We start from the raw sequence: 22,918 nt of genomic DNA on the forward strand, positions 1-22,918 counted from the left end.
CCGCCGTCGCTCGTGTGGTGGGGCGGGGCGGGGCCGTGCCGGGGTGCCCCGGCACGGCGTGAAGAGACCTGCGCAAGGCCCCGCCGCCTTCTCAGCGCGCCGGGGCCCCATGCGAACAGGCCCGTACTGACGACCGGTCACCCCTAGAGGCGTCGCACCTCGTCTCCCGCCGCCGTCGGAGCCGGAATCGCCGCTCCTGTGACGGACGGGCCGTCGTCGTCCGTGTTGAGGCGTTCGATCAGCGCGTCCCGCTCAGGCGTGTCCTCCGGCTTGATGAAGCCGATGCCGACGTAGAGGACGAGCGAGACGGCGAGCGGGATGGAGACCTGGTACTGAAGGGGGACGCCGCCTTCGACGCTCCAGTTGATGGGGTAGTTGACCAGCCAGAAGGTGAAGAGCCCCATCGCCCAGCTGGTGAGCGCCGCGGTCGGACCGGACTTGCGGAACGGGCGCAGCAGCCCCAGCATCATCGGGATCGCAATCGGGCCCATGAGACCCGCGACCCACTTGATGACGACCGTGATGATGTCCTTGAAGGCGGGGGAGTTGACCTGCGTCGCCACCGCCATCGACAGGCCCAGGAAGATGACCGTCGTGAGGCGAGCGGCCAGCAGGCCCTTGTTGCCGACCCACTGCTCCTTCGCCTTGCGCGACAGCGCGGGCGCGAGGTCCCGCGTGAACACGGCCGCGATCGCGTTCGCGTCGGAGGAGCACATGGCCATCGTGTGGGAGAAGAAGCCGACGATGACCAGGCCGAGGAGGCCGTGCGGGAGGAGCTGCTCGGTCATCAGGCCGTACGAGTCCGAGCCGTCCGGCTTCTGCGCCTTGACGAGGAGCGGCGACACCCACATGGGGAAGAAGAGGACGACGGGCCAGACCAGCCAGAGGATGGCGGAGAGACGGGCCGAACGGGTGGCTTCGCGCGGGCTGTTGGTGGCCATGTAGCGCTGGGCCTGGTTGAGCATGCCGCCGTTGTACTCGAACAGCTTGATGAAGAGGAAGGCCAGGAGGAAGACCGTGCCGTAGGGGCCGACCAGTGGCTTGCCGTGGCCCGCCAGCTCCGGCTCGTCCCAGACGCCGAAGATGCCGCCGAAGGGGCCGAGCTTGGAGACGACCGCCACGAACATCGCGATCCCGGCGATGAGCTGGATGATGAACTGGCCCAGTTCCGTGAGCGCGTCCGCCCACAGGCCGCCGATGGTGCAGTACACCGCCGTGATGGCGCCCGTGATGAGGATGCCCTGGTTGATGGAGATGCCGGTGAAGACGGCCAGCAGCGTGGCGATGGCGGCCCACTTGGCGGCCACGTCCACGATCTTCAGCAGCATGCCGGACCAGGCGAGCGCCTGCTGGGTCCCCAGGTTGTAGCGGTTCTTCAGGTATTCGAGCGGCGAGGCCACGTGGAGCCGGGAGCGCAGCCGGTTGATGCGCGGCGCGAACAGCTTGGCGCCGATGGCGATACCGAGCGCGATGGGGAAGGACCAGGTGATGAAGGACGTGACACCGTACGTGTACGCGATGCCGGCGTACCCGGTGAACATCACCGCGCTGTAGCCGGACATGTGGTGCGAGATGCCGGAGAGCCACCAGGGCATCTTGCCGCCGGCGGTGAAGAAGTCGGAGACGTTGTCCACGCGTTTGTGCGACCAGATGCCGATCGCGACCATGATGCCGAAATAGCCGATGAGCACGGCCCAGTCGAGACTGTTCATGTGCCCCCTCCAGGGGTCCGCCTTGTGAACGTTGCGGCTCTTCGTCAGTACGTCCGTTCCAGCGGGCGCCCCCTTGCGGGAGTGGGGACTTCCGGGATTGAACCGCTTGTTCGGGCGGCCGGTCAAGAGCCACACGGGTCATGGATGTGAACCCAGATCAGCAAGTCGAACGATTTTGCATTTTCGTTACCGGACGGGGAGTTGTCGTGAACGTGACGCCGCCCACACCATGAGCGGGCACTTCGTCAGTAGCCGCACACACGCGAACGGCCGCACGGGATGCGGGTCCCGTGCGGCCGCGCAACGACTCGCCACAACGACCAGGGGGAGGGGATCGCCCCGGTACGCCGACCACCGATGACGCCTCAGCGCATCAATTCACCCGCGTTCACCAGCAACTGCTGGCCCGTGATCGCCCGCGCGCGGTCCGACGCCAGGAAGATCGCCGCTTCCGCCACGTCACCGTCGGTGGCCAGCTCCGGCAGCGCCATCCGCTCGGTGAGCCTCCCCAGGATCTCGTCCTCCGGCACCTTTTCGGTGTGCGCGGTGAACTGGACGTAGGCCTGCACGGGCGGGCCCCACATCCAGCCCGGCAGCACCGTGTTGACCCGGATCCGGTGCGGTCCGAGCTCACGCGCCAGCGAGTACATCGCGCTGGTCAGCGCCCCTTTCGACGCCGCGTACGCCGCCTGCCGCACCTGCGACGGGGCGGCCACCGCCGACTGCGTCCCGATGATGACGACCGAACCGCCGCCCTCCTTGAGCGCGGGCAGACAGGCCCGGGTCATCCGCAGCGTGCCGAGCAGGTTCACGTCGATGACCTGGCTCCAGGTGGTGAAGTCCGCGTCCTCCAGACCGCCGAAGCAGCTGTCCCACGCCGCTACGTGGACCACCGCGTCCACCCCGCCGAACCGCTCCCGCGCGAGCGCCGCCAGCGCCTCGCACTGCGCCTCGTCCCCGATGTCCGTCGCCCGGTACGCGGTCCGGGCGCCCTCCGGGTCCAGTCCGGCCGCCGCCTTCGCGAGGTTGGCCTCCGTGCGCGCGCCGAGCACCGCGTTGCCGCCGTCCCGCACCACGGCCGCCGCCACCTGATGGCCGAGCCCGGCGCCGACCCCCGAGACGATCACGGTCTTTCCGGCGAGCAGCTCACCTGTGCCCATTGGAGGCCTCCCGACTCTGGCCATCTGCCTGACGGCCCGTCAGAGTATGGGCCGCGGGTCGCATTCGGAAGACACGCGAGACGGAAGACACGCGAGACGGAAGACACGCGAAGCGGGAGAAGGAGTGGTGGCATGGACGCGCGGTCCGGTTCCGGCACCCGGAGCGACACGTACGCGGAGCTCGCGGCCCTCGGCCCCTACGGGGTGCACCCGGGCCACGCCCTGATCACCATGGTGGAACCGCACCCGGGGCACGAGTACGCGTACAACCGCTGGTACGAGGACGATCACTACTACGCCGGCGCGATGGCGATGCCCTGGATGTTCGCCGGGCGGCGCTGGGTCGCCACGCGGGACCTGCAGCTCCTGCGCCTCCCGGAGAAGTCGGCCGTCGCCGAGCCCGTCACCGCGGGGTGCTACCTCTCCACGTACTGGATCACCGAGGGGCGCTACGACGACCACATGAAGTGGACCGTCGGCATCAACAAGCGGCTGAACCGCGACGGCCGCGTCCACCAGGAGCGCACCCACGTCTTCACCGCGTTCCAGGACCACGAGGCGACCGTCTACCGGGACGGGGCCGCCGGGCCGCGCGACTTCCACGCCCTCGACCACCCGTACGCGGGTCTGGTGCTGGAGGTCGTCGACGTCGAGGAGCGTGAGCGGCGGCCCGAGCTGGTGGAGTGGCTGCGTTCGCGGCATCTGCCGAAGGTCCTGGCCGGGTCACCGGCCGCGATGGTCACCCTCTTCCGGCCCACGCCGCTGCCGGGCGACAGGATGACCTACGTGAAACAGGTCGAGGGTGTCGACACCCGGCTGACGCTGCTGTGGTTCCTGGAGGCCGATCCGCGCGACTGCTGGCAGGAGCGGTTCGCCGGGCTCGCGGAGCAGGTGGCCGGGGCGGGGCTCGGGGCTCGGGTGGAGCTCATGGCGCCGTTCGTACCGACCGTGCCGGGGACCGATCGCTACGTCGATCAGTTGCGGTAGCGAAGGTTTCCGGGCCGCGCATCGGCCAGCGGCGGATTGTCCGGCAATAGAAGTTCCGGGCACAAGCCGAGCCCCCTCGGCCGGGACGGCGGGCCAGTCGAGAGGGCTCCCACGGTGGTGCCTGTACTGCTGGTGCTGCTGGTGTGCTTCGTGGTGTAAATCGTGCAGATCATGCAGATCGCACAGATGGTGCAAGTGGTGCATGTGGTGCATGTGGTGCATGTGAGGTTGTTGTGCCGTTCCTCGTTTTTTAGAACGAACCCGTGCTCACCTTCCGCACGAAGGCGGTCCAGGTCGCGGGGCCGAAGTCGATCGACGGGCCCTGCTCGACCTTCGAGTCCCGCACCGCGATCGCCCGCAGTTCGGGGGACCGGACCTCTACGCACGCGCCGTTCCCCGTGGAATAGGAGGACTTGATCCAAGATTCCGTGGCGCCCTGCTGAATTGCCATGATCGCTCCGCTTTTAGCCAGTGGTCGAATGGTTCCCCGCCTGGAGGTCCAGAGCGGTTCTCGCCAACGATGTTGTCCTGATGGCGTGATCGACGCTACTCGCCAACCCAGTTACGTGAAGCGGGCATTCACCCGACCGGATGGCATATTCCATGGGAGTCTTCCATTCCTCCGAGGAGTGGGTGTACCGTGCGGCGCCCTTGCCTCAGAGGTATGAAATCCCGGACTGACGGAGAGGAATCCGGCCTTCAGCGCGCGTACTCCTTGGCGATCTCCGAGATGAACTGCCGGGATTGCTCCACATTCAGTGCCTGTGCCCGCAAGTGCTCGTACATGACGCTGTACTTCTGGACATCGTTGGCCTTTTCCAGATACAGGTCGCTGGTGACACCCTCGATGTAGACCACGCTGGAGTCCGCCGCGTCGGGGAACTCCAGGATCGCGTACTGCCCGTTGAGGCCGGGGTGCGCGCCCATGTCGAACGGGATCACCTGGACCGTCACATGCGGCAGCTGCGACTGCTCGACCAGGTGCTCCAACTGCTCGCGCATGATGTTCTTGCCGCCGACGACCCGGCGCAGCGCCGCCTCGTCGAGCACCGTCCACAGGCGCAGCGGATTGTCCGGCGCCTGGATGCGCTCCTGCCGGCGCATCCGGACCTGGACGCGCTTCTCGATGTCCTGCGGCGTCGTCTCCGGCAGCGCGCCGTTGATGAGCGCTTCCGCGTAGCCGCGGGTCTGCAGCAGGCCGGGCACGACCTGCGGATCGTAGACGCGCAGGCTCGCCGCGTCCGTCTCCAGGCCGATGTAGACGCTGTAGGGGATGTCGCCGAAGGAGTGCCACCAGCCCTGCTGGCGCGAATCCTTGGCCATCTGCATCAGTGACTCGACGATCCGGTGGTCCTCGACCTCGTAGACCCCGCACAGGTCGCGTACGTCGCGCTGGCTGATGCTGCGCCGCCCGTTCTCCAGGCGGCTGATCTTCGACTGCGAGACCAGCAGGCGCTCGGCGACCTCTTCGGCGGTCATGCCCTTGAGCTCACGGAGCCGACGCAGCTCCTGGCCCAACCGGCGTCGCCTGACGGTGGGATTGACGTTGGACGCCACGGGACGTGCACCTCCGGCTGCGTGCATTTTTTTGTACGTTGCGTATCTGCTGCTCAGCAGATTGCCACTCGGAAGCCTTTGCCGCTGGGAAACAGCGGATGTGTGTACGGACGGCCCGTACGGACGCCCTGTGCGGGCGGGCTGTGCGAACGGCCTGTACGGGCGGTCTGTGCGAACGCGACCGCGCGGGGCGATGGCCGGGTACCCGCCTTGTATCGCGGACGTCCGGTTCATCGCCCCGCGCGGTACAGCGGCTCCCGGACCGGGTCTTGGGGACTGCGGCGCGGCGCTGTTGCGGGTTGTTGCGGGTGTGCGGGTGTTGCGGTTGCTGTCTTGCGGTTCTGCGGTGCTGCCGCTCGCCTAGTGGGCTACGGCGCGGGCCATGGAACCGTGACGCGGCTGCATCGGAACCCCCCTGGCTGGCTCCGGTGCGCCCCGGCCCGCCGGGGTGGCGGGCGAACGGCGTGGCTGAGCGGCCACCCCGTTCTGGACGTCCATCACGGCGTGCGCCACGAGGCCGCCCATCGGGTCGTGCCTGATCAGGTCCCGTAGCCGGGAGCGGGACGAACGTCCCTCGTTACCCGGGTACAGGTGCTTGCCGAGACCGACCGCATGGGCCAGCGCGGCGAGCGCCGCGGTCCGTGGGTCCGGCGGGACGCCGGTACGGATCGCTGAATCCAGCCGGGACTTGATCTCCCGGCTGATCGCCGTGTCCGTCGCCTGGTAGCGAGTTGTCGGCAGTACCCCGCACATCTGGCCGGCCACGGCATGCACCATGCCGCACCGCTCCAGGTGCGAGAGGTAGGTCTGGCGCAGCCCGAGACGCGGCCCGCCAATCCAGTGGACCGCCCGCACAGGAGCGCCGCGCCTTCGCAGCAACTCCAACGCGCAGTCCAGAGTCGGATCTCCGGTCGGCCGTGGTGCCACCACGGCGATACGATCCCCGTCTGGGGCTATCCGTCCGGCCAGCGCCAGCTCTACTAGCTGTGCTCCGGCCAGACCTAGGTCGAGCGACTGCGGCTGTGCGGTGGTACCCGTGGTCGGGTCCAGCGCCAGCAGCAGAAGCTCCTCCGGAAGTGTTCTGCGGCTCCTGCCCATCCATGCCTCCCCGCGTGGATGAATGACAGGGTGACCCCTCTCACATTGGTCTGTCGAGAGTGCGTGGGGACTTTGGACGGGAACCAGTAGGTATGTCGTTCTCGTCTACCACGGGGGTTAAGCCCCCACACAGGACACTGGTACATGGTTCGGACAGGGCCGCCGGACAGGATCGGCCTGTCCGGCGCTTAGTGGTGAGTGGTCGAGGAGGCATCGGTGGCGGGGACCCCGGACAGGTCGGGCGAAGAGCAGAAGGCGTCGGGCGGCCCGGCCCGGGACGAACAGGATCCGCGCCTCGCGGTGGCGCGGGAGACTCCGTCGGCGCCCGGTGTGGATCAGGCGACGGCGGTGTTCTCCGTCCGGGACGTCGCGAACGCGGAAGCCGGTTCCGGTTCCGGTTCTGGTTCCGATACGGGGGCCGCGTCCGCGGGTGAGCCCGGGGACGAGCGGCTCCGTGCCGCGGTGGCGGCGTGGGTCGGTACGGCCGCCCCGAAGAACGGCTCGGCGGACGACGCGAATGCAAAGGCTGCCGCCGGGGACCGGGAGGAGGCCGGGCCGGGCGTCGCCGCCGAGGCGGAGAAGGCCGGGCCTGAGCCCAGCGCCGCCGCCTCGGATGCCGGGCCGGCGTCCAGCCCCGGCGATGCCGCGGTTGCCGGGCCGGCCGCCAGCACCGCCGCCACCGACATGGACGAGGCCGAGCCGGTGGCCGACGCGGCGGAGTCCGGCGACGCCGGGGACGCCGGGCCGAGCGCTTCCGCTGGCGCGGACGACGCTGAGCCGGTGGCCGACGCGGCGAAGTCCGGCGACGCCGGGGACGCCGAGTCTGCGGCCGGCACCGCCGAGAAGGCTCAGCCGGAGCCTGAGGCGCCCTCCGGCGTCGGCCCCAAGGCCACCGCGAGCGCCGCCGCCACCAAGCCGGAGGCGACCGACGCCACCCCGGAGGTGACCGGCGCCGCCCCGGAGGTGACCGACGCCGCCCCGGAGGTGACCGACGCCGCCCCGGAGGCGACCGACGCCGCCCCGGAGGCGACCGACGCCACCCCGAAGGCCCCTGACGCCGCGCCTGCGGCCGAGCCCGCCGAGCCTGCGGCCAAGCCCGCCAAGCCTGCGGCCGAGCCCGCCAAGCCCGCGGCCGAGCCCGTCGAGGACGCTCGGCCTGAGGACGCTCGGCCCGAGCCCGTCGACGCCGCCGCCGCCGCGCCGGAGTCGACCCCCGTCGGGGACAGCGCGGCGAAGCCCGTTGCCGGTGATGTCGCCGACGCGGCGGACGCCGAGGACGCGAAGCGCGGGCCGGAGAAGCCCGCTGCCGCCGCCGAGGGGGCCCAGCCGAAGCTCGTAGCCGGTGCTGAGCCGACCCCCGCTGCCGGCAAGGACGTCGAGGACACCAAGCCCGAAACCGGCTCGGACCGCGGCGCCAGCGCTCAAGGTATCGACCAGGCCACCGCCGTCTTCAAGGCCGTCGCGCCCCCTGTCGACCAGCCCACCACCATGCTCAAGGCGCCCGGCGCCAAGGCCGCGGGCAAGGAGGCCGAGGCCGGGCGGCCGAGCAAGTTCGTTCCGCTCAAGCCCCTGGACGACAAGGGCAAGGCCGCCGCACCCGCACCCGCACCCGGCACCGCGAAGCGCACCGCCGGACCCGCGGAGCGCACCGCCGTCCCCGAGCCGACCACGCAGCAACCCCTGCCGCCCAAGCCGCCGCTCGATCTGCTCGCCGAGCTGACCAACACGCCGCCGCCCCCGGAGACCCGGGTCCGTACGACCGTACGGCGGGTCAAGATCTGGACGCCGCTGGTGCTGCTCCTGATCGTGATCTTTGCAGTCGTACAGGTCGTGCGCCCGCTGCCGACCCCGACGCTCGACCTGACCGCGAAGGAGTCCGTCTCCTTCGAGGGCGACAAGCCGTCGGTGCCGTGGCCCGGCCAGGGCCAGGCGGCGATGGACGTGAACGGCATCGGCACGTTCGGCACGTCCGGTACGCAGAAGCCCGTACCGATCGCGAGCATCGCCAAGGTCATGACCGTCTATCTCATCCTGCGGGACCACCCGCTCAAGACGGGTGAAAAGGGGCCGAAGATCCCTGTCGACGCGGCCGCGCAGAAGCACTACGAGACGGGCAAGGCGGAGCAGGAGTCGGTGGTGAAGGTCACCGAGGGGCAGCAGCTCAGCGAGTACGAGGCGCTGCAGGCGGTCATGCTGCCGTCGGCGAACAACGTCGCCAAGCTGCTGGCCCGCTGGGACACCAAGAGCTCCTCCGAGGACCAGTTCGTCGACAAGATGAACAAGATGGCCAAGGACCTCGGGATGAAGAACACCACCTACACCGACCCCAGCGGCCTGGACAAGACGACCGTCTCCACCGCCGACGACCTGGTGAAGCTCGGCCGCGCCGCGATGGAGAACCCGGTCTTCAAGGAGATCTCCCGCCAGCCCAGCTACGTGGACCTGAACGGCGAGAAGCAGAAGAACTTCTTCGGGCTCGTCCCGACCGTCGCGATCGGCATCAAGACCGGCACCACCACCGCGGCCGGCGGCAACATCCTCTTCGCCGCGGAGAAGAAGATCGGCGGCGAGACCAAGACGATCATCGGCGCGGCCCTCGGCCAGTACGGCCAGAACGGCACCGCCAACATCGACGAGGTCACCGGCGCCGTCAGGAAGCTGATCGAATCCGGCCAGGACGCGCTCACCGCGAAGACCATCGTGAAGAAGGGCGACGTCGTCGGTGAGGTCGACGACGGGCTCGGCGGGACCACGCCGGTCGTCGCCACCAAGGATGTCTCCGCGGTCGGCTGGTCCGGTCTGACCGTCCATCTGAAGCTGGACGGCAAGAAGGGCGAAACGCTCCCGCACACGGCGAAGGCGGGCACCGTGGTCGGCGTGCTGAGCGTCGGTGACGGCAAGAACGACGCCACCGCCGTCGAGGTTCCCGTGGCGCTCCAGGAGGACCTCGCCGAGCCGGGCTTCGGCGCGAAGATCAGCAGGATCGGCTGACACCACGACACCGCGACACCGCATCGCAGAACCACACATGACGCGCCCGCTGATCAGCCGAGTCCGAAGGCGATCAGCGGGCGCGTCCCGTCACCGCTCGACAGCCGGGCAGCGCGGCGTCTTCCGCCCCGAGGGCCCTCGGTACGCCGACGTGATCCGCACCTTCCCCGGCTTCTCCACCGTCAGCCGCGTGAACTCCCCGGACGGCGCCAGGCACCCCGTGTCCGCCCACAGCCAGGGCGAGTAGGCGATCCGTACGGTGACCGAGCCCGCCTGCGGCATCGACACGACGAGGTTGGCCCCGTCGGAGCCGGTCACCGTGGCGGGCGGGTCGACGAGCGGCACCGCGTCCCGGACCCCGTAGATCTGCCAGTTGGCGTCGTGCCAGAGCAGCTTCAGGTAGGGCGGTTCGCTCCTGACCAGGGCGTGCTCCAGCTTGGCCGGGCCGTCGGGTGCGCCCTTGGGCAGGACCACGTAGCCGACGGCCCAGTAGGAGAGCCAGGCACGGTAGGAGGCGGACGTGAACGAGCCCTCGGGTACGTCCGTCCCCTCGCGGCCGCCGTAGAAGAGGCGGCCGCGTTCGACGTCGGCCTGCCGGTTCCAGCCGCGGGCCATGTTTATGTACGGCGCGAGGATGGCCGCCTCCCGGTGGTCGCGGGCGGGGACCACCTCGACGCGGGTGCGTTCGGCGCCGAGCCGTTCGAGTTCGGAGACGACACCGTCGGTCTGCACGGCCCAGGCCGGGACCTTCGTGTTGGCCACTATGTCGGCGGTCGTCTTGCCCGTGAGCCAGGTGAGGGAGAGCAGGAGGGCGAGGCCGCAGAGCGCGCCCCGGCGCCGTGCCGTGAACCAGCCGCCAGGCTGATCGTTCGCGGCGTCGCCCAGCCCGTACCGGTCCTCACCGAGCCCGTACCGGTTCTCGTGCTGCCCGTACCGGTCCAGCGCGATCACCAGCAGCGCGACCGGTGCGCCCAGTTCCGTGAGGCGTTCGACGTTCGTGCCGACCGGCGAGGCGATGAAGAAGGTGAGGACGACCCCGAGCCCGTACACGGCGGTCCCCCACCGAAGGAGCCGGCGCGCGGGCGGGGCCGCCAGCAGGATCACCGCGCAGAACAGCAGCGGCGGCCAGATCCGCCCGAACGGCATCGGCTGCTCGCCCTTGAACGGGAACAGCCAGGTCGTCAGCGCCACGACGACGACCGGGGGCGCGAGGAGGGCCGCCGCCCGGCCCCAGCCGCGGGTCAGCAGGTGCGCGGCCCCGGCCACGACGAGGAACAGGCCGGCGACAGGGCTGGCCATCGTCGCGAGCGCCGCGCACAGCGCCGAGGCCGCCAGGCGCGGGGCGCCGCGTCCGCCGATGAGCACGACGAGCGCGGCGAGGCCGAGCGCCACGCCCAGCATGAAGGTGGAGCGGCCCGACACGACCTGGCACCAGAGGCAGAAGGCGAGAACCAGCGCCGGGGCCAGCGGGCGGCGCACCTTGGCGTGCAGCATCAGCGTCCCGGCCAGCCAGGAGGACGCGAGCCCGGAGAGCAGCGTCATCGGGACGACGCCGACAGCCGCCATCACGTAGGGCGAGATCAGGCTGTAGTTCGCCGTGTGCAGGCCGCCGTACCAGAACAGGTTGTACGCGTAGCCCGGGTACTGCCGTGCGAACTCGGCCCACGCCACCTGCGCCGCGAGGTCACCGCCGCCGGTCGCGAAGACCGCCCACCACAGTCCGTACAGCGGCAGCGCGCACGCGGTGACCAGGAGCGGCACCCTGAGCCGCGCGTGCCACGGTGCGGGGCGCGGGCCGGGGAGGGCGGCGGCGAGGGCGTCGCCCGGGGCGGGCAGTTCGGTGGAGTGCACTGAGCGTGTCCGTCTCGGGTCGGGAACGAGGCCGTCGGTTCGGAGGAATCCGTACAGGGCGGGGCGCTACCGAAGAGTGTGCCGGGCCCGGAAGGGTTGGGCCTCCGCCCGGAGGAGGAGGGGTGTGGGCGACCGGGCCGCTCCCGCACCGCCCGTGCTAGCGTCGCGAGACCGGGGCAGGACCGGGACGTTCCCTCGGTCGGTAAGACGGTACGTACGGGAGTGTCAGCAGTGACCACAGCGGAGCCGACGCGCGCCGACGGCGACGGGAGCGTACGAATACGGCAGCCGGAGGGGCCCGTCCGCGATGACGGCGGCCGGGGGCCGGTCTCCTGGCTCGCGCGCGCCGAGCGGCATCCGGTCGTCGTCGCCACCGCGGTCGCCGCGGTGCTGCACCTCGTCTGGTTCTTCACGTTCGCGAACAGCGGCGGCGACCTCGCCGCCCAGGACGCGTGGGCCGAGTTCGTCGGCCGCCACCCCGACTCCGCCTACAACCTCGCCTGGTACGGCGGCATGCACCCGGTCTCGTACAGCGTGGTGTCGCCGTACCTGATGTCGGTGCTCGGTGTCCGTACGACGATGATGATCGCGGGCACGCTCTCCGCCGCCCTGCTGACGCTCGTCCTCATCCGCACGCGGGTCCTCGCGCGGCCCCTGTGGCCCGCGCTCGCCGGTGTCTTCGCCCTGCTGTGCAACTCCGCGTCGGGGCGCGTCACCTTCGGGCTCGGCATGATGTTCGGGCTCGCGGCGGTCGCGGCCGTGTTCTGCTGGCCGTACCGGTGGCGCTACAAGCGGTGGGCGAAGGCCGCCGTCGCCGCGCCGTTCGCCGCGCTCGCGACGGCCTCCTCGCCGGTCGCGGGGCTGTTCGTCGGGCTCGTCGCCGTCGCGCTGTTCCTGCAGAAGCGGCGGCCCGGGGCGTACGCGCTGGGGATCGCGCCCGCCGTCGTCGTCGGGCTCTCGGCGTGGCTGTTCCCGTTCTCGGGGACGCAGCCGATGTCGTTCTGGTCGGCGCTGCTTCCGCTCGTCTACGGCGTACTCGTCCTCTTCCTCGTCCCGAAGGAGTGGAAGACGGTCCGGATCACCTCCGCCGTCTACATCCTGTCCGTGCTCGGCGTCTGGCTGATCAGTTCGCAGATCGGCACCAACATCACGCGCCTGCCGATGCTCTTCGCGGGCGTGGCCCTGCTCGCCGTCCTGCCGTTCACCGTGCCCCGCTCGCGCAAGTGGTACATCACCGTGATCGCCTTCATCGGCTTCAACGGCTGGGTCGGCGGCAAGATGATCTACGACGTCGTGCACACCGTGCCCGCCGCCTCCTGGGCCCGCGAACTCGCCCCGCTCGTCAACGAGCTGCAGCAGGTCAAGGCCGAGCGCGGCCGCGTGGAGGTCGTCCCCGCCCGCTCGCACCGCGAGGCGTCCGCCCTCGCCCCGTACGTGAACCTGGCCCGCGGCTGGACCCGGCAGGCCGACATGAAGCGCAACCCGCTCTTCTACGACGACACGCTCAACTCGGCGAACTACCACGAGTGGCTGAAGCGCTGGGCCGTGCACTACGTGGTCCTGCCCAAGGGCGCGCCCGACGGGGACGGCGGCGAGCGCGAGCGGGAGCTGGTCCAGCGCGGCCTGCCCTACCTCAAGCAGGTGTGGGGCGACGACAACTGGCAGTTGTTCGCCATGACCGACCCGACACCGATGGCCGAGCCGAACGCGACCGTGGACGCCGCCGAGCAGGCCGAGCTGACCATCGAGGTGACCGAGCCGGGCCGGGTCCTCATCCGCGTCCCGTACTCGCCGTGGCTCGCGGTCGTCGACGAGGACGGCAAGGCCCTGGACGCCCCGCAGGAGACCGAGGCGTCGAAACAGGCCCGGGAGAGCGACGAAGAGGCGCCGAGGCAGTACGAGAACGAGCACGGCTGCCTCCTGGAGACCGAGGAGGACGCCTCCGGCGACCAGTGGACCGAGCTGATCGCGCCGCGCGCGGGCACGTACCACCTGGCCGCGCCCTACAAGTGGTGGTCGCGGGGCACGCCCTGCCCGGAGGAGCTGAAGTAACGGCTCACCGGCGGAGGGAAGCGGCGCTCAGCGGCAGATGTCCGTCGGCGGGCGGATGCCCTCCGGTGTCCGCGTCGCGGCGATCTCCGTGCGCACCGTCTCCAGCTGGTCGAGCAGGTCGTCCAGCGTCGACGCGCGGGGTGCGGGGAAATACTTCAGGACCGCGCGGTAGAACGCGTCGCGCAGCACCGGCGGCATCACGTCCGAGGCGTCGAAGCAGAGCGTGTTCCGCTCGTCGGTGAGGTAGGAGGCGATCTCCTGCGCCGCCGCGTTGTCGTCGGGCCGCGGGTCCGACCGGTCGGGGAAGAACGGACGCAGATGCTCCGTCGCCTTCCGCGACCACTGCTCGCGCCCTTCCTCGCTGGTCAGCCGCTTGACCAGCTCCTGCGCGCCCGGGGCGTCGGTGAGCACGGCGGCCATGTCGCCCGACACCTCGAACGCCTTGCTGTACGCGGCCGAACCCTTCAGGTAGCGGGCCGCGGGCTCCAGGCGGATGTCGTCCCGCGACGCGTACACGTACCGCACGAACGACCCCTGGTGCTCGTGCGTGCAGCCGGGCATCGAGCCGCCGAGCAGGCCGCGCGGGTCGCCGTCCGGGTCGCGGGGGCCGGGCGTGCCCCAGAACGACATGGTCAGGGAGCGGTCCCTGGCGGGGCCGGTACGGGGGCCGCCGTCCTCGAGCAGCTTCGCCCACGTGGTGAAGGCCCGCCTCACCTCGGGCGACGTGGCCCAGTTCAGCTGCCCGGTCGCCCACCGCTCGTAGACCGCCGGGCCCGCCTGGTGCAGCAGGATGTCCTCGATCCAGTCGGTGCCGGGCCACCCGGACGTGGCCTGCGCCGCCATGCCCACGCACCAGCGGGGACCGGCGCCCGGCGCCCCGGCCCTGCTCCACACCATGCTCTTGAGGTCGACCTTGAGCGGCACCCAGAACGTACGGAGCCGGCCCTCGACCATGAGCCCCGGGGACCAGGGTGAGTAGGCGCGTTCGGCGGTGGACTGGTCGAGGCGCTTGAGCTTGTTCTGGGTGGCGTACTCGGTGAGCTCTCCGATGCTGTTGAGGATGGCGACGTCCGGCGGCGCGTCGGCGGCGAACTGCGCGACGAGGGTCTCGCGCAGCGAGCGGGTCCCCTTGTAGACGTAGTGGTGCCCGGAGCCCTTGGACAGGTTGTCCAGGACCTGCTCGAACGCGTCGCCCTCCGGCCCTGTCCACGGCCCGAGCACGACGATCTGACGGCTGTCACCGCCCCCGTCCCCGTCGCTGTCCCTGTCTCCGTCCCCGGCGGAGCAGGCACCGCTGAGCGCGGCGATGCCGAGGAGGCAGCCGACCAGCAGAAACCTCAGGATGCGGCTCATCATGTGCCCCCGCCCCGGCCGACCACCAAGTACTCCCGTCGGTAGACGTGCAGCGCCCCCGCGAGAACCCCGCCCACCACGAGCCCGGCCGGCGCGGCCCAGTCCGCGAGTGACCCGATGTCTCCGAACCGGCCCAGCGCCACCGTCCGCTCCATCCGCGCCGTCGCCGGACGGATCGCGGTCGGGGCGGGCGCGGCCAGCGGATCCTCGTCCAGGACGATCTCGACGGCCGGCGACGCCTCCTTCGCGAGCACGCGCGCGTACGGCACGGCGTCCCGCTGCGCCTGCCACGCCCGCACTCCGTCGGCGACCGCCCACGGCACCAGGAGCAGCGGCAGCGCGGCGGCGACGAGGGGCACGCTCACCCGGATCCGCATGCGGCGGCGCAGGAAGACGAGCGTGCGCCACAGGCCCACCGACAGAAGGGTGAAGGAGAGGAGCGAGACGGCGACCGCGGTCAGCACGCCCGGGCCGGGAGCGGCGCGTTCGGCGAGGCGGTCGTGGAGGTCGCCCTCCAGGGCGGCGATCCGGTCGACGACGGTGGTGGCGTCGTTGCCCCGCGCCGCTCCGCACGGCGGATAGGGCGCGTGCCGGTCCGTGACCGGTTCGGCGGTGGCGTCCGAGCAGAGCATGCTCTGCGCGTACGCGAGCCCGGCCCTGCGCAGCGACGGGTTGCCCACGTTCGTCCTGGCCCAGGCGATCCACTCCTCGTAGCCGTCGATGAGGCCGGAGACGACGTCGAGCTCCTGGCGCTGCGCCTCGGTGAACGCGCCGCCCCGGGAGAGCCGGGCGATGTCCTGGGCGGCGGCGCCGGTGCGCGCGGCGTACCGGGGGCCGAGTCCGGACAGCTCCACCGCGTCCCCCGCGTCGAGGCTGACCTCGGCCTCCCGCTGGGCGATCCGCAGCGAGATCCGGGCGTCGGCCAGATCGCCGAGGGCCGGGGCGAGCTGGGTGCGGATGTAGGCGGAGTCGTCGCGTACGTCGGCGTAGGCCCAGCCGAGCGTGGTGAAGGCGACGACGGCGAGCAGCGGCAGCGCGACGAGCCGGTCGCGCAGGTAGCTGCGGTTGCGGACACGGTCGGACGGCGGCCACAGCAGGCGGCGCACGACGAGGAGCCAGGCGGGTGCCGGACGCGGTCGGGGCCGGGGGCGCGTCTTCGTCCCCTCCGCCGCTGGACGCGGCCGCGGTCGTCTCCTGGTCCCGTCCGCCGCTGTACGCGGGCGCGGTCGTCTCTTGGCCCCCTCCGCCGCCGTACGCAGGCGCGGTCGTACGTTCATCCGGTCCGCCGGTACAGGGGGCGCAGCAGGACGTGGAGGGGGCGGCGCTCGCGGTGATGGCGCAGAGCGAGAGGCCGGACCAGATAGGCGCGGTCCAGCAGGCGCTCGGCTACGCGGTCGGCGTGCGGCAGGTCCGCCGCACGGGCGGCCTGGCGGGCGAGGAAGAGGTAGAAACCGGACAGGTCCCGGCCCAGGGCCCGCTCCTGGGAGGGGAAGGCGAGGCGCGCGCCCGCGTCGAGCGCCGCGTCGTCCCGGGGCACCGTCTCCCGGGCGAGCCGCTTCAGCCCGTCCGCGTCGATGATCCGGCCCGCCACGAGCTGCTGCGCCGCCTCCCACACCTCGGCCTTCATCCGGACGCGGGCCGGTTCGTCGGTGAGGCCGTGCTCGGTGAACAGCCGTGAGAGGCGGACCAGGGAGCCCCCCAGGCTGTCGGTGCCCGCCGCGTACTCGACGGCGATCCTGACCGTGGCGGTACGGGCGGCCGTACGGTGCCGGGAGTGCTGCGGCACCGCGTCCAGCGCCTCGATCGCGGCGGCGCTGGCGCGCGGCCCGCCGAGCGCGAGCCGCGCCCGCGCCGCCCCGAACGCGGCGCTGCCGAGCGACGGATTGCGCAGCCGCACCGCCTCGTACAGTTCGAGCGCCTCCTGGTGACGGCCGAGCCGCTCGGCGCAGTGGCCGAGGGCCAGCTTGGGCGCGTACTCGCCGGGGATCGCCCCGTAGACCTGGTCGAAGTGGTCGCGGGCCACCAGGACGTCGTCGTGGGCGAGCGCGAGGAGGCCGCGGTGCCAGTCGACGCGCCAGTCGTGCCGCGCCCGGTTCTGCCCTATGGCGGCGGCGGCGGCGCGCAGCTCCTGCTCGGCGAAGGTCAGCCCGGCCGGATCCCGCTCGCCGCGCAGGGCGACACGGAGCGTCAACCGGCAGCGCAGCAGGTGCACTTCGGGGGAGGCGCGCCAGTCGGCGGTGTTCTGCAGCAGCGAGGCGGGGTCGGCGTCGGCGAGGCGGCTGAGTTCGGCGTGGTGGTCGTCGTGCGGGTCGGGCCGGGGCACGGGCAGGCTCGCGGCGGCCTCGGCGGCGGCGGGCGGTTCGTGCAGCGGCCCCGGCGGGTCCTCGCCGGGCGGGACGGCCCAGCGGGGCAGCGGGGGAGCGGTGCCGAGCCCGCTGTCGAGGGCGTACGGCGACTGCAGGAAGAGCGGCGACGGCTCGAACGTCTCGTCCCCGGTGCGCAGGGACCGCAACTCGCGCCATACGCCGCGCAGTTGCGCCTCCATCTCGCGGGCGTCGGCGAACCGGTCGGCGGGCGCGGAGCGGGTGGCGCGGCGCAGCACGCGCGCGAGGGAGAGCAGCCCGAGCCCCTTGGGCGCGGGCGTGGTGGTCATCAGCGCGGCACGGGCGGCGACCGGATCGCCCTCCTGCAGCCGGCCGAGCGCGCCGAGGGGGCCGAGGTCACGGGCGTGCTCCCCGAGCCCGCACAGCGTCCGCAGGGTCTCGCCGAGCCCGAACAGATCGTCCTGCGGCTCACTGGCACCCGCCACCTCACCGGGCCTCAGCCGTACGTTCGGGGCGCGAAACCCGTACGTCGTCAGGCCGGGCGCGCCCGCGGCCCGGATGGAACCCACGTCGACGACCTTGATGGCGGCCCCGTCGTGCATCACGTTCTGCGGCTTGAGATCCCCGTACACCAGGGTGGCGGAGGCGGGCCGTGCGTGCAGATGATCGAGGGCGGAGAGGATGCGCACCCCGTAGGCGAGCACGAACTCGTGGAACCGGGCTTCGCCGAACCGCGGCGGATCGAACCGGGCGAGCGCCCGCACCTCGTCGAGGTTGAGCCCGTCGACGTACGGCAGGACGAGGAAGTCGCCGACCGTCTCGTGGCTGCCGTAGTTGAAGACGTGGATGATGCCCTCGTGGTTGAGGTCGGCGAACGTCTGCCGCTCCTCGGCCAACGCGTCGGCCCTGAGCGCAAGTTGGCCCGGCCGCAGCGTCTTCACGGCGACCTCGCGGTCGTCGACCTTCTCGTCGAGCGCGAGATACACGTCCCCCATCCCGCCGAGCCCGAGCCGCCGCACCACCCGGTACTGCCCCGCGAGCAACGCCCCCGGCGCGAGCCCCGGCCGCCCGTCCCCCGCGTCACCCTCCACCGGGTCCCGCGGCCGGACCTCCGGCAACGCCGTGACGTCGGGCCCCTCCGCGGGCAGCTCGACATCGGCGTCACGCGGCCTGTCCGGCGGCGGCATGACGAACAGCGGTCCCGATTCCGAGGAGTCCCCCTCCATGGCGTCCCACAATAGGTGCGGGGTGGGGGCGGCGGACCCGGAACGGAGTGTGTGGGTTCGGTGGGCCGGGGCGTGGGGACCCGGCTGAATCAAGCCCCCCGGGTGATTGAGCAGCGGGGTCCGGCGGGGAGCTACGCGTCAGTGCGCCAACAGCGCGGCGAGCTGATCGAGCTGGGCCGGATCCTCAAGGGCGGACCCGACGGCGACGACGCGCGCCCCGGCCGCCAGATAAGCGGCGGCGTTCCCCGCGTCCATCCCGCCCGTGGCAACGAACGGCACCTCCGGAAACGGCCCCCGCATAGCGCGGAACCACTCCACCCCGAGCACGCTCGCGGGGAACGCCTTGACCCAGGTGAGCCCGAGCGCCCGCGCCGCCTGCACATCGGTGGCGGTGGCGACCCCGGGCAGATGCGGCAGCCCGGCATCGACACTGGCCCGCGCCACCTCGGCGTCGAACCCGGGGGCGACGGTGAACGCGGCCCCCGCCGTGACCGCCCGGTCGAGCCGCTCGACGGAGGTGACGGTGCCCGCCCCGACCGCCTTGCCGCGCCCGGCCCCGGCGGCGACGACCGCGGCGAGCGCCCGCCCGGCGGCCTTGTCCTGCACGGGCACCTCGACGCACTCGATGCCGAGATCCCAGGCCCGTACGGCCAGTTGGACGGACTTGTCGGGGGACATGCCGCGCAGGATGGCCATGAGGGGCACGCCTCCGAACAGCTCGTAGAAGGTGATGCCCCCTGCCACTGCGCGTTCGCCGTACTTCGTAGGTTCCGTAAGTTCCGTGGGCTTCACGGGCTTCACGGGCTTCGTGGGCTTCATGGGCTCGATGGACGCCATCCCAGCTCCTTGGAGATCGTCTCGGCGGTGGCCGTGAGGTCGGGCAGCACATGGGTTTCGAGGGCGGTCAGGTCCGCCTTGGCCTTGAGGGAGGTGACGGACACGGCGGCGACCACGTCACCGCCGCTGTCCCGCACGGGGACGGCGACACAGTTCACGTAGTCCTCGTACTCACCGTCGTCGACCGCCCACCCGCGCGCCCGGGTCGTGCCGAGGGCCTTGCGGTAGGCGACGGGGCCGGTGAGCGTCGCACCGGTGTGCGGCGCGAAGTCGCACCCCGCGAGCAGTTCGTCGGCGCGCTCGCGCGGCAGGTACGCGAGGATCGCCTTGGCGACACCGGCGGTGTGGAGCGAGACCGGCCGCCCGATCTGCGAGTACAGCCGCACACCGTCGACGGGGTCGACCTTGTCGACGTAGACGATCTGATGTCCTTCGAGGGCGGCGAGATGCACGGTGTGCCCGCACCGCAGGCCGAGGCCGCGCAGATGCTCGCCCGCGATGTCCTTGATCCCGAACTGTTCGAGCGCGAGGTGCGCGAGCCCGGCGAGCCGGTGCCCGACCGCGTACCGCCCGTCGGGCAGCCGCCGCGCGAGCCCGCCGTCGGTGAGCGACTCCAGGATGCGCAACGCGGTCGACCGGTGCACGCCCAGGTGCTCGCCGACCTCGGTCTGGGTGCGGGGCTGCCGGGCGACGTACTCGAGGATGTCGATGGCGCGCCGTACGGTCTGCGACACGGTTCAGCCCCTTTCCGTGACGGGTACGTAGTCCTCGATGCTGCTCAGGGTGCGCCCGGCGAGCCGATGCCCGAGGGAGAGCCGTTCGCGGGGCGGGGCGCCGTCGAGCAGCCCGCCGAGGTACCCGCCGGCGAAGGCGTCCCCGGCACCGACGGCCTCGACGACGTCCACGACGGGCGCGGCGACGAAGTGCGTGCCGTCCGGGCCGAACTCGGTGGCGCCGATGTCCCCGTCCTTGACGACGAGGATCCCGGGGGCGTGGAGGTGCTGACGGATGTCGTCGGCGGTGGGCGTGGACCAGAGGGCTTCGGCTTCGTCGCGCCCGACGAGTACGAGGTCGGCGAGGCGGGCGAGTTCGCTCAGGGTGTCGGCGGCTCGCCGGGCCGAGGCCCACAAGGCGGGCCGGTAGTTGACGTCGAACGACACGAGGGTGCCGCTGTCCCGGGCCCGCGCGATCAACGCACGTACGAGCGCGTCGCACCCCTCGGACAGCGCGGGCGTGATCCCGGTGAGGTGGAGCAGCCGGGTGTCCCGCAGGTGCAGGCGATCGGCGTCGGCGACGGACATCCGGGAGGCGGCGGACCCGGCGCGGTAGTAGTGCACGCGGGTGCCGTCGGGCCCCGGGTCCTTGAAGTAGACGCCGGTGGGCGCGACGGGATCGACCTCCACCCCACTCACATCGACCCCCCGGGCCCCGACGGCCCCGACGATCCGCCGCCCGAACGGATCGTCCCCGACGCGGCTGACCCAGGCGGCCCGGTGCCCGAGATCGGCGAGGTACTGGGCGACGGTCGACTCGGCCCCGGCGACGGCGAGCCGCAGCTCACGGCTGTGTTCGAGGGGGAGACCGTCGACGGGCCCGACCTGCGCCATGGTCTCGCCGAGACAGACGACGGCGGTACCGGTCATGCGGGGTCCCTTCTTGAGAGTGCCTGTGCCACGAGAGGGACCGTAACAGTGGCGTCGCAACAGACGTGCGCATGTTGCAACAGCTCCGTGATTCACAGGTGCGAGGAGCCGCGGAGGGAGACGAGGATGCGCTCATGCCGATCGAGATCGCTCCCACCATCGAGCCGGGCACACTGGCCTCGACCTCACAACCGGTCCTGCGCACGCGGGACGGTGAACTCCTCCTCCGCCGACCGCGGTCGGCGGACGCACCGTCGATCTACGCGGCGTTCCAGGACCCGGCCCTGCGCTACTGGCACGTCCGCAGCATGGAGACGCTGGACGAGGCGCGCGCGTGGGTGGAGGGAACCCACGAGAGCTGGCGCAGGGAAACGGCGGCCCAGTGGCTCGTGACCCGGTCGACCGACGGAGCCCCGCTCGGCCGGATGGCGCTGCGCGCCATGAATCCGGAGGAGGGCTTCGCGGAGATCGGCTACTGGATGCTCCCGGAGGCCCGGGGCCAAGGCGTGGCCCCGCGGGCGCTGCGGACGCTGACGGAATGGGCCTGGGAGAAGGGCTTCCACCGCCTGGAGATACACCACTCGACGCGGAACGAGCCGTCGTGCCGGGTGGCGCTGAAGGCCGAGTACGAGCTGGAGGGGACGCGCCGCAGCTCGGCGCTGCACACGGACGGCTGGCACGACATGCACGTCCATGTACGGATCGCGCCGACGGAAGGGTGAGTACGTGATCTGAGTAGGTGTGCTCAGGCGGCCCCGCGGCGGTGTGGCGACTCTGGGCACATGACGGACGAACCCCGCAGGCGCACCCCTCTCCACCAGCCCCTCTCCGCCCTGATCCTGGCCGGGATCGCGGGGGCGGCGTGGGCCGCATGGCTGGGCTGGGACCAGCACCGCGACATCGGCGCCGACGGCACGGAGACGGGCCCGTACGAGGCCTGGCAGGTCCTGGGCCTGGTGGTGACCCTGCTGATCCCGGTGGTCTGGGCGGCGTCCCGCGACTACGTGCCCGGCGCGGTGATCGGCACGACGGCGGGCCTGACGATCGCCGCGTACATCGACTGGTCGGACGACGCGAGCGGCCTCTTCGGGATCGGCGTCCTGCTGCTGATGCTGGGCAGCCTGGCGGCGACGACGGTGGTCTCGACGGTGGTGAGGGCGGCGGCGTCGGGCCGCGGAGGTTCTCCGAGCAACCACGTGACCGCGTAACCGCGCCACGACGTGACGGCGCAACCACAAGACCGCGCGACCGCGTAACCGCGTGACCGCGTAACTGCGTGACGGCGCGACCACGAGACCGCGCAACCACGTGACATGACGCGACAATGACGTGGTGCCCACACCCGGGCCCCTTCTCCTCTGCGACGCCCCATTGCGCCTCACACGCTGTGACCCCCATTTCGCACCCAAGGCGGCTGCGCCCCGGAAGACCGGCGCGGTCGTGGCCCTGATCGACCACGACGCGCTGCTCGCCGCCCGCACGCAAGAGGCGATCCGCAGGGTCCCGCGCGACCTGGGTGCCGCCTGGTACCGGGGGTGGATGATCCCGACGGCGACGGCGACGGCGACGTACGAGGCGCTGGACGCGGCGCTTCGCAGCCGAGGTACCTATCGGGCAGTCGCTCACGCGTCGCCGACTGCGCTGATCTCGCGGACGTTCCCTCCCGTCGGCCGACATCCGACCAGCAAGCCCGCGACTGGGGGGAAACCGGCGCGGCGGACTCGTCGCCAGAGGAGTTCCTGAAGCGGAGCCAGAGCCCGAGGGCCCGCAGAAGACCGGGCCGGAGTCCGTGCCGAAGTCCGTGCCGGATGATGCTTATTCGCTGGGGGGATTTCGAGGATCAGCTCTCCGTCCGCTCACGCAAACGGCCCCGGACGAGGAGTTCGAGGCCGAGCAGGGGCCCTGCCTAGGGGGAGCCCCAAGCCAGAGCGGTAATGCGTTGTGCCCCCGGCAGGATTCGAACCTGCGACACCCGCTTTAGGAGAGCGGTGCTCTATCCCCTGAGCTACGAAGGCGGGCCTTGCGTGAAACGTGGATGAATACTGTGCGCGATGTCATCCGGTCCATGCAAGGGTCTGGGACCGCCACGAGGACGGTCCCAGACAGGGTAGCGGATGCAGGTGGGAT

17 protein-coding genes and 1 tRNA gene are annotated in these 22,918 nt (G+C 71.6%); 5 read left to right on the top strand and 13 right to left on the bottom strand.

The window, feature by feature from the left end:
- Window positions 1–143: 143 nt before the first annotated feature.
- Complete coding sequence (locus tag ACH4RC_RS40005) at window positions 144–1,712, bottom strand: sodium:solute symporter family protein (protein WP_398209571.1); 1,569 nt, start codon at window positions 1,710–1,712, stop codon at window positions 144–146.
- Between the two features lie 365 nt (window positions 1,713–2,077).
- A complete protein-coding gene (locus ACH4RC_RS40010; RefSeq protein WP_398209573.1) occupies window positions 2,078–2,872 on the bottom strand; it encodes an SDR family oxidoreductase in 795 nt (264 codons plus the stop codon).
- 132 nt (window positions 2,873–3,004) lie between these two features.
- Here ACH4RC_RS40010 and ACH4RC_RS40015 point away from each other — a divergent pair, with 132 nt between their 5' ends.
- On the top strand, window positions 3,005–3,859 hold the full coding sequence (locus ACH4RC_RS40015; protein ID WP_398209575.1) for a hypothetical protein: 855 nt from the start codon (window positions 3,005–3,007) through the stop codon (window positions 3,857–3,859).
- Between the two features lie 250 nt (window positions 3,860–4,109).
- Here ACH4RC_RS40015 and ACH4RC_RS40020 read toward each other — a convergent pair whose 3' ends face one another.
- From ACH4RC_RS40020 to ACH4RC_RS40030, 3 genes are all read right to left on the bottom strand, one after another.
- A complete protein-coding gene (locus tag ACH4RC_RS40020; RefSeq protein WP_398209576.1) occupies window positions 4,110–4,310 on the bottom strand; it encodes a DUF397 domain-containing protein in 201 nt (66 codons plus the stop codon).
- Window positions 4,311–4,558: 248 nt separating this feature from the next.
- Window positions 4,559–5,416, bottom strand: a complete 858-nt coding sequence (locus ACH4RC_RS40025) for a helix-turn-helix domain-containing protein (RefSeq protein WP_398209577.1) — start codon at window positions 5,414–5,416, stop codon at window positions 4,559–4,561.
- 360 nt (window positions 5,417–5,776) lie between these two features.
- The gene (locus tag ACH4RC_RS40030) at window positions 5,777–6,514 is read right to left on the bottom strand and encodes a GPP34 family phosphoprotein (RefSeq protein ID WP_398209579.1); all 738 of its coding nucleotides are present in this window, start codon (window positions 6,512–6,514) and stop codon (window positions 5,777–5,779) included.
- Between the two features lie 216 nt (window positions 6,515–6,730).
- On the opposite strand from ACH4RC_RS40030, the gene ACH4RC_RS40035 reads away from it, so the two are divergent.
- Window positions 6,731–9,505, top strand: a complete 2,775-nt coding sequence (locus ACH4RC_RS40035) for a D-alanyl-D-alanine carboxypeptidase (protein ID WP_398209580.1) — start codon at window positions 6,731–6,733, stop codon at window positions 9,503–9,505.
- A gap of 90 nt (window positions 9,506–9,595) precedes the next feature.
- Here ACH4RC_RS40035 and ACH4RC_RS40040 read toward each other — a convergent pair whose 3' ends face one another.
- Window positions 9,596–11,356: a hypothetical protein gene (locus tag ACH4RC_RS40040; RefSeq protein ID WP_398209581.1), complete on the bottom strand. Its 1,761-nt coding sequence runs from the start codon at window positions 11,354–11,356 to the stop codon at window positions 9,596–9,598.
- A gap of 231 nt (window positions 11,357–11,587) precedes the next feature.
- Here ACH4RC_RS40040 and ACH4RC_RS40045 point away from each other — a divergent pair, with 231 nt between their 5' ends.
- Entirely contained in the window at window positions 11,588–13,408 is a 1,821-nt protein-coding gene (locus ACH4RC_RS40045) for an MFS transporter (RefSeq protein WP_398209582.1), read from the top strand.
- A 27-nt stretch (window positions 13,409–13,435) separates the two neighbouring features.
- On the opposite strand, the gene ACH4RC_RS40050 is transcribed toward ACH4RC_RS40045, so the two are convergent.
- From ACH4RC_RS40050 to ACH4RC_RS40075, 6 genes are all read right to left on the bottom strand, one after another.
- Complete coding sequence (locus ACH4RC_RS40050; protein WP_398209583.1) at window positions 13,436–14,764, bottom strand: alpha-glucoside ABC transporter substrate-binding protein; 1,329 nt, start codon at window positions 14,762–14,764, stop codon at window positions 13,436–13,438.
- Window positions 14,761–15,867, bottom strand: a complete 1,107-nt coding sequence (locus tag ACH4RC_RS40055) for a hypothetical protein (RefSeq protein WP_398209585.1) — start codon at window positions 15,865–15,867, stop codon at window positions 14,761–14,763. The genes ACH4RC_RS40050 and ACH4RC_RS40055 overlap by 4 nt, the downstream gene beginning before the upstream one ends.
- Before the next feature lie 167 nt (window positions 15,868–16,034).
- On the bottom strand, window positions 16,035–18,311 hold the full coding sequence (locus ACH4RC_RS40060) for a tetratricopeptide repeat protein (protein WP_398209587.1): 2,277 nt from the start codon (window positions 18,309–18,311) through the stop codon (window positions 16,035–16,037).
- A gap of 138 nt (window positions 18,312–18,449) precedes the next feature.
- Window positions 18,450–19,148 carry a bifunctional 4-hydroxy-2-oxoglutarate aldolase/2-dehydro-3-deoxy-phosphogluconate aldolase gene (locus ACH4RC_RS40065; RefSeq protein WP_398209589.1) on the bottom strand — a complete coding sequence of 233 codons (699 nt, stop codon included), beginning with the start codon at window positions 19,146–19,148 and terminating at the stop codon, window positions 18,450–18,452.
- Window positions 19,127–19,882, bottom strand: coding sequence for an IclR family transcriptional regulator (locus ACH4RC_RS40070; protein WP_398209591.1), 756 nt, complete (start codon window positions 19,880–19,882; stop codon window positions 19,127–19,129). The genes ACH4RC_RS40065 and ACH4RC_RS40070 overlap by 22 nt, the downstream gene beginning before the upstream one ends.
- A gap of 3 nt (window positions 19,883–19,885) precedes the next feature.
- Entirely contained in the window at window positions 19,886–20,791 is a 906-nt protein-coding gene (locus tag ACH4RC_RS40075; protein ID WP_398209592.1) for a sugar kinase, read from the bottom strand.
- 134 nt (window positions 20,792–20,925) lie between these two features.
- Here ACH4RC_RS40075 and ACH4RC_RS40080 point away from each other — a divergent pair, with 134 nt between their 5' ends.
- Window positions 20,926–21,513 carry a GNAT family N-acetyltransferase gene (locus tag ACH4RC_RS40080; protein WP_398209594.1) on the top strand — a complete coding sequence of 196 codons (588 nt, stop codon included), beginning with the start codon at window positions 20,926–20,928 and terminating at the stop codon, window positions 21,511–21,513.
- A gap of 60 nt (window positions 21,514–21,573) precedes the next feature.
- Entirely contained in the window at window positions 21,574–21,999 is a 426-nt protein-coding gene (locus ACH4RC_RS40085) for a hypothetical protein (RefSeq protein WP_398209596.1), read from the top strand.
- A 734-nt stretch (window positions 22,000–22,733) separates the two neighbouring features.
- Here the strand turns inward: ACH4RC_RS40085 and ACH4RC_RS40090 are convergent.
- A tRNA-Arg gene (locus ACH4RC_RS40090) sits at window positions 22,734–22,806 on the bottom strand.
- Window positions 22,807–22,918: the final 112 nt, after the last annotated feature.

Source organism: Streptomyces sp. NPDC016845, assembly GCF_044332585.1.
GTDB lineage: Bacteria > Actinomycetota > Actinomycetes > Streptomycetales > Streptomycetaceae > Streptomyces.

Bases quoted from the DNA above. Each gene is read 5' to 3' on its own strand.
- ACH4RC_RS40005 (WP_398209571.1), bottom strand. From the start codon at position 1,712: ATGAACAGTCTCGACTGGGCCGTGCTCATCGGCTATTTCGGCATCATG.
- ACH4RC_RS40010 (WP_398209573.1), bottom strand. From the start codon at position 2,872: ATGGGCACAGGTGAGCTGCTCGCCGGAAAGACCGTGATCGTCTCGGGG.
- ACH4RC_RS40015 (WP_398209575.1), top strand. From the start codon at position 3,005: ATGGACGCGCGGTCCGGTTCCGGCACCCGGAGCGACACGTACGCGGAG.
- ACH4RC_RS40020 (WP_398209576.1), bottom strand. From the start codon at position 4,310: ATGGCAATTCAGCAGGGCGCCACGGAATCTTGGATCAAGTCCTCCTAT.
- ACH4RC_RS40030 (WP_398209579.1), bottom strand. From the start codon at position 6,514: ATGGGCAGGAGCCGCAGAACACTTCCGGAGGAGCTTCTGCTGCTGGCG.
- ACH4RC_RS40050 (WP_398209583.1), bottom strand. From the start codon at position 14,764: ATGATGAGCCGCATCCTGAGGTTTCTGCTGGTCGGCTGCCTCCTCGGC.
- ACH4RC_RS40060 (WP_398209587.1), bottom strand. From the start codon at position 18,311: ATGGAGGGGGACTCCTCGGAATCGGGACCGCTGTTCGTCATGCCGCCG.
- ACH4RC_RS40065 (WP_398209589.1), bottom strand. From the start codon at position 19,148: ATGGCGTCCATCGAGCCCATGAAGCCCACGAAGCCCGTGAAGCCCGTG.
- ACH4RC_RS40075 (WP_398209592.1), bottom strand. From the start codon at position 20,791: ATGACCGGTACCGCCGTCGTCTGTCTCGGCGAGACCATGGCGCAGGTC.
- ACH4RC_RS40080 (WP_398209594.1), top strand. From the start codon at position 20,926: ATGCCGATCGAGATCGCTCCCACCATCGAGCCGGGCACACTGGCCTCG.
- ACH4RC_RS40085 (WP_398209596.1), top strand. From the start codon at position 21,574: ATGACGGACGAACCCCGCAGGCGCACCCCTCTCCACCAGCCCCTCTCC.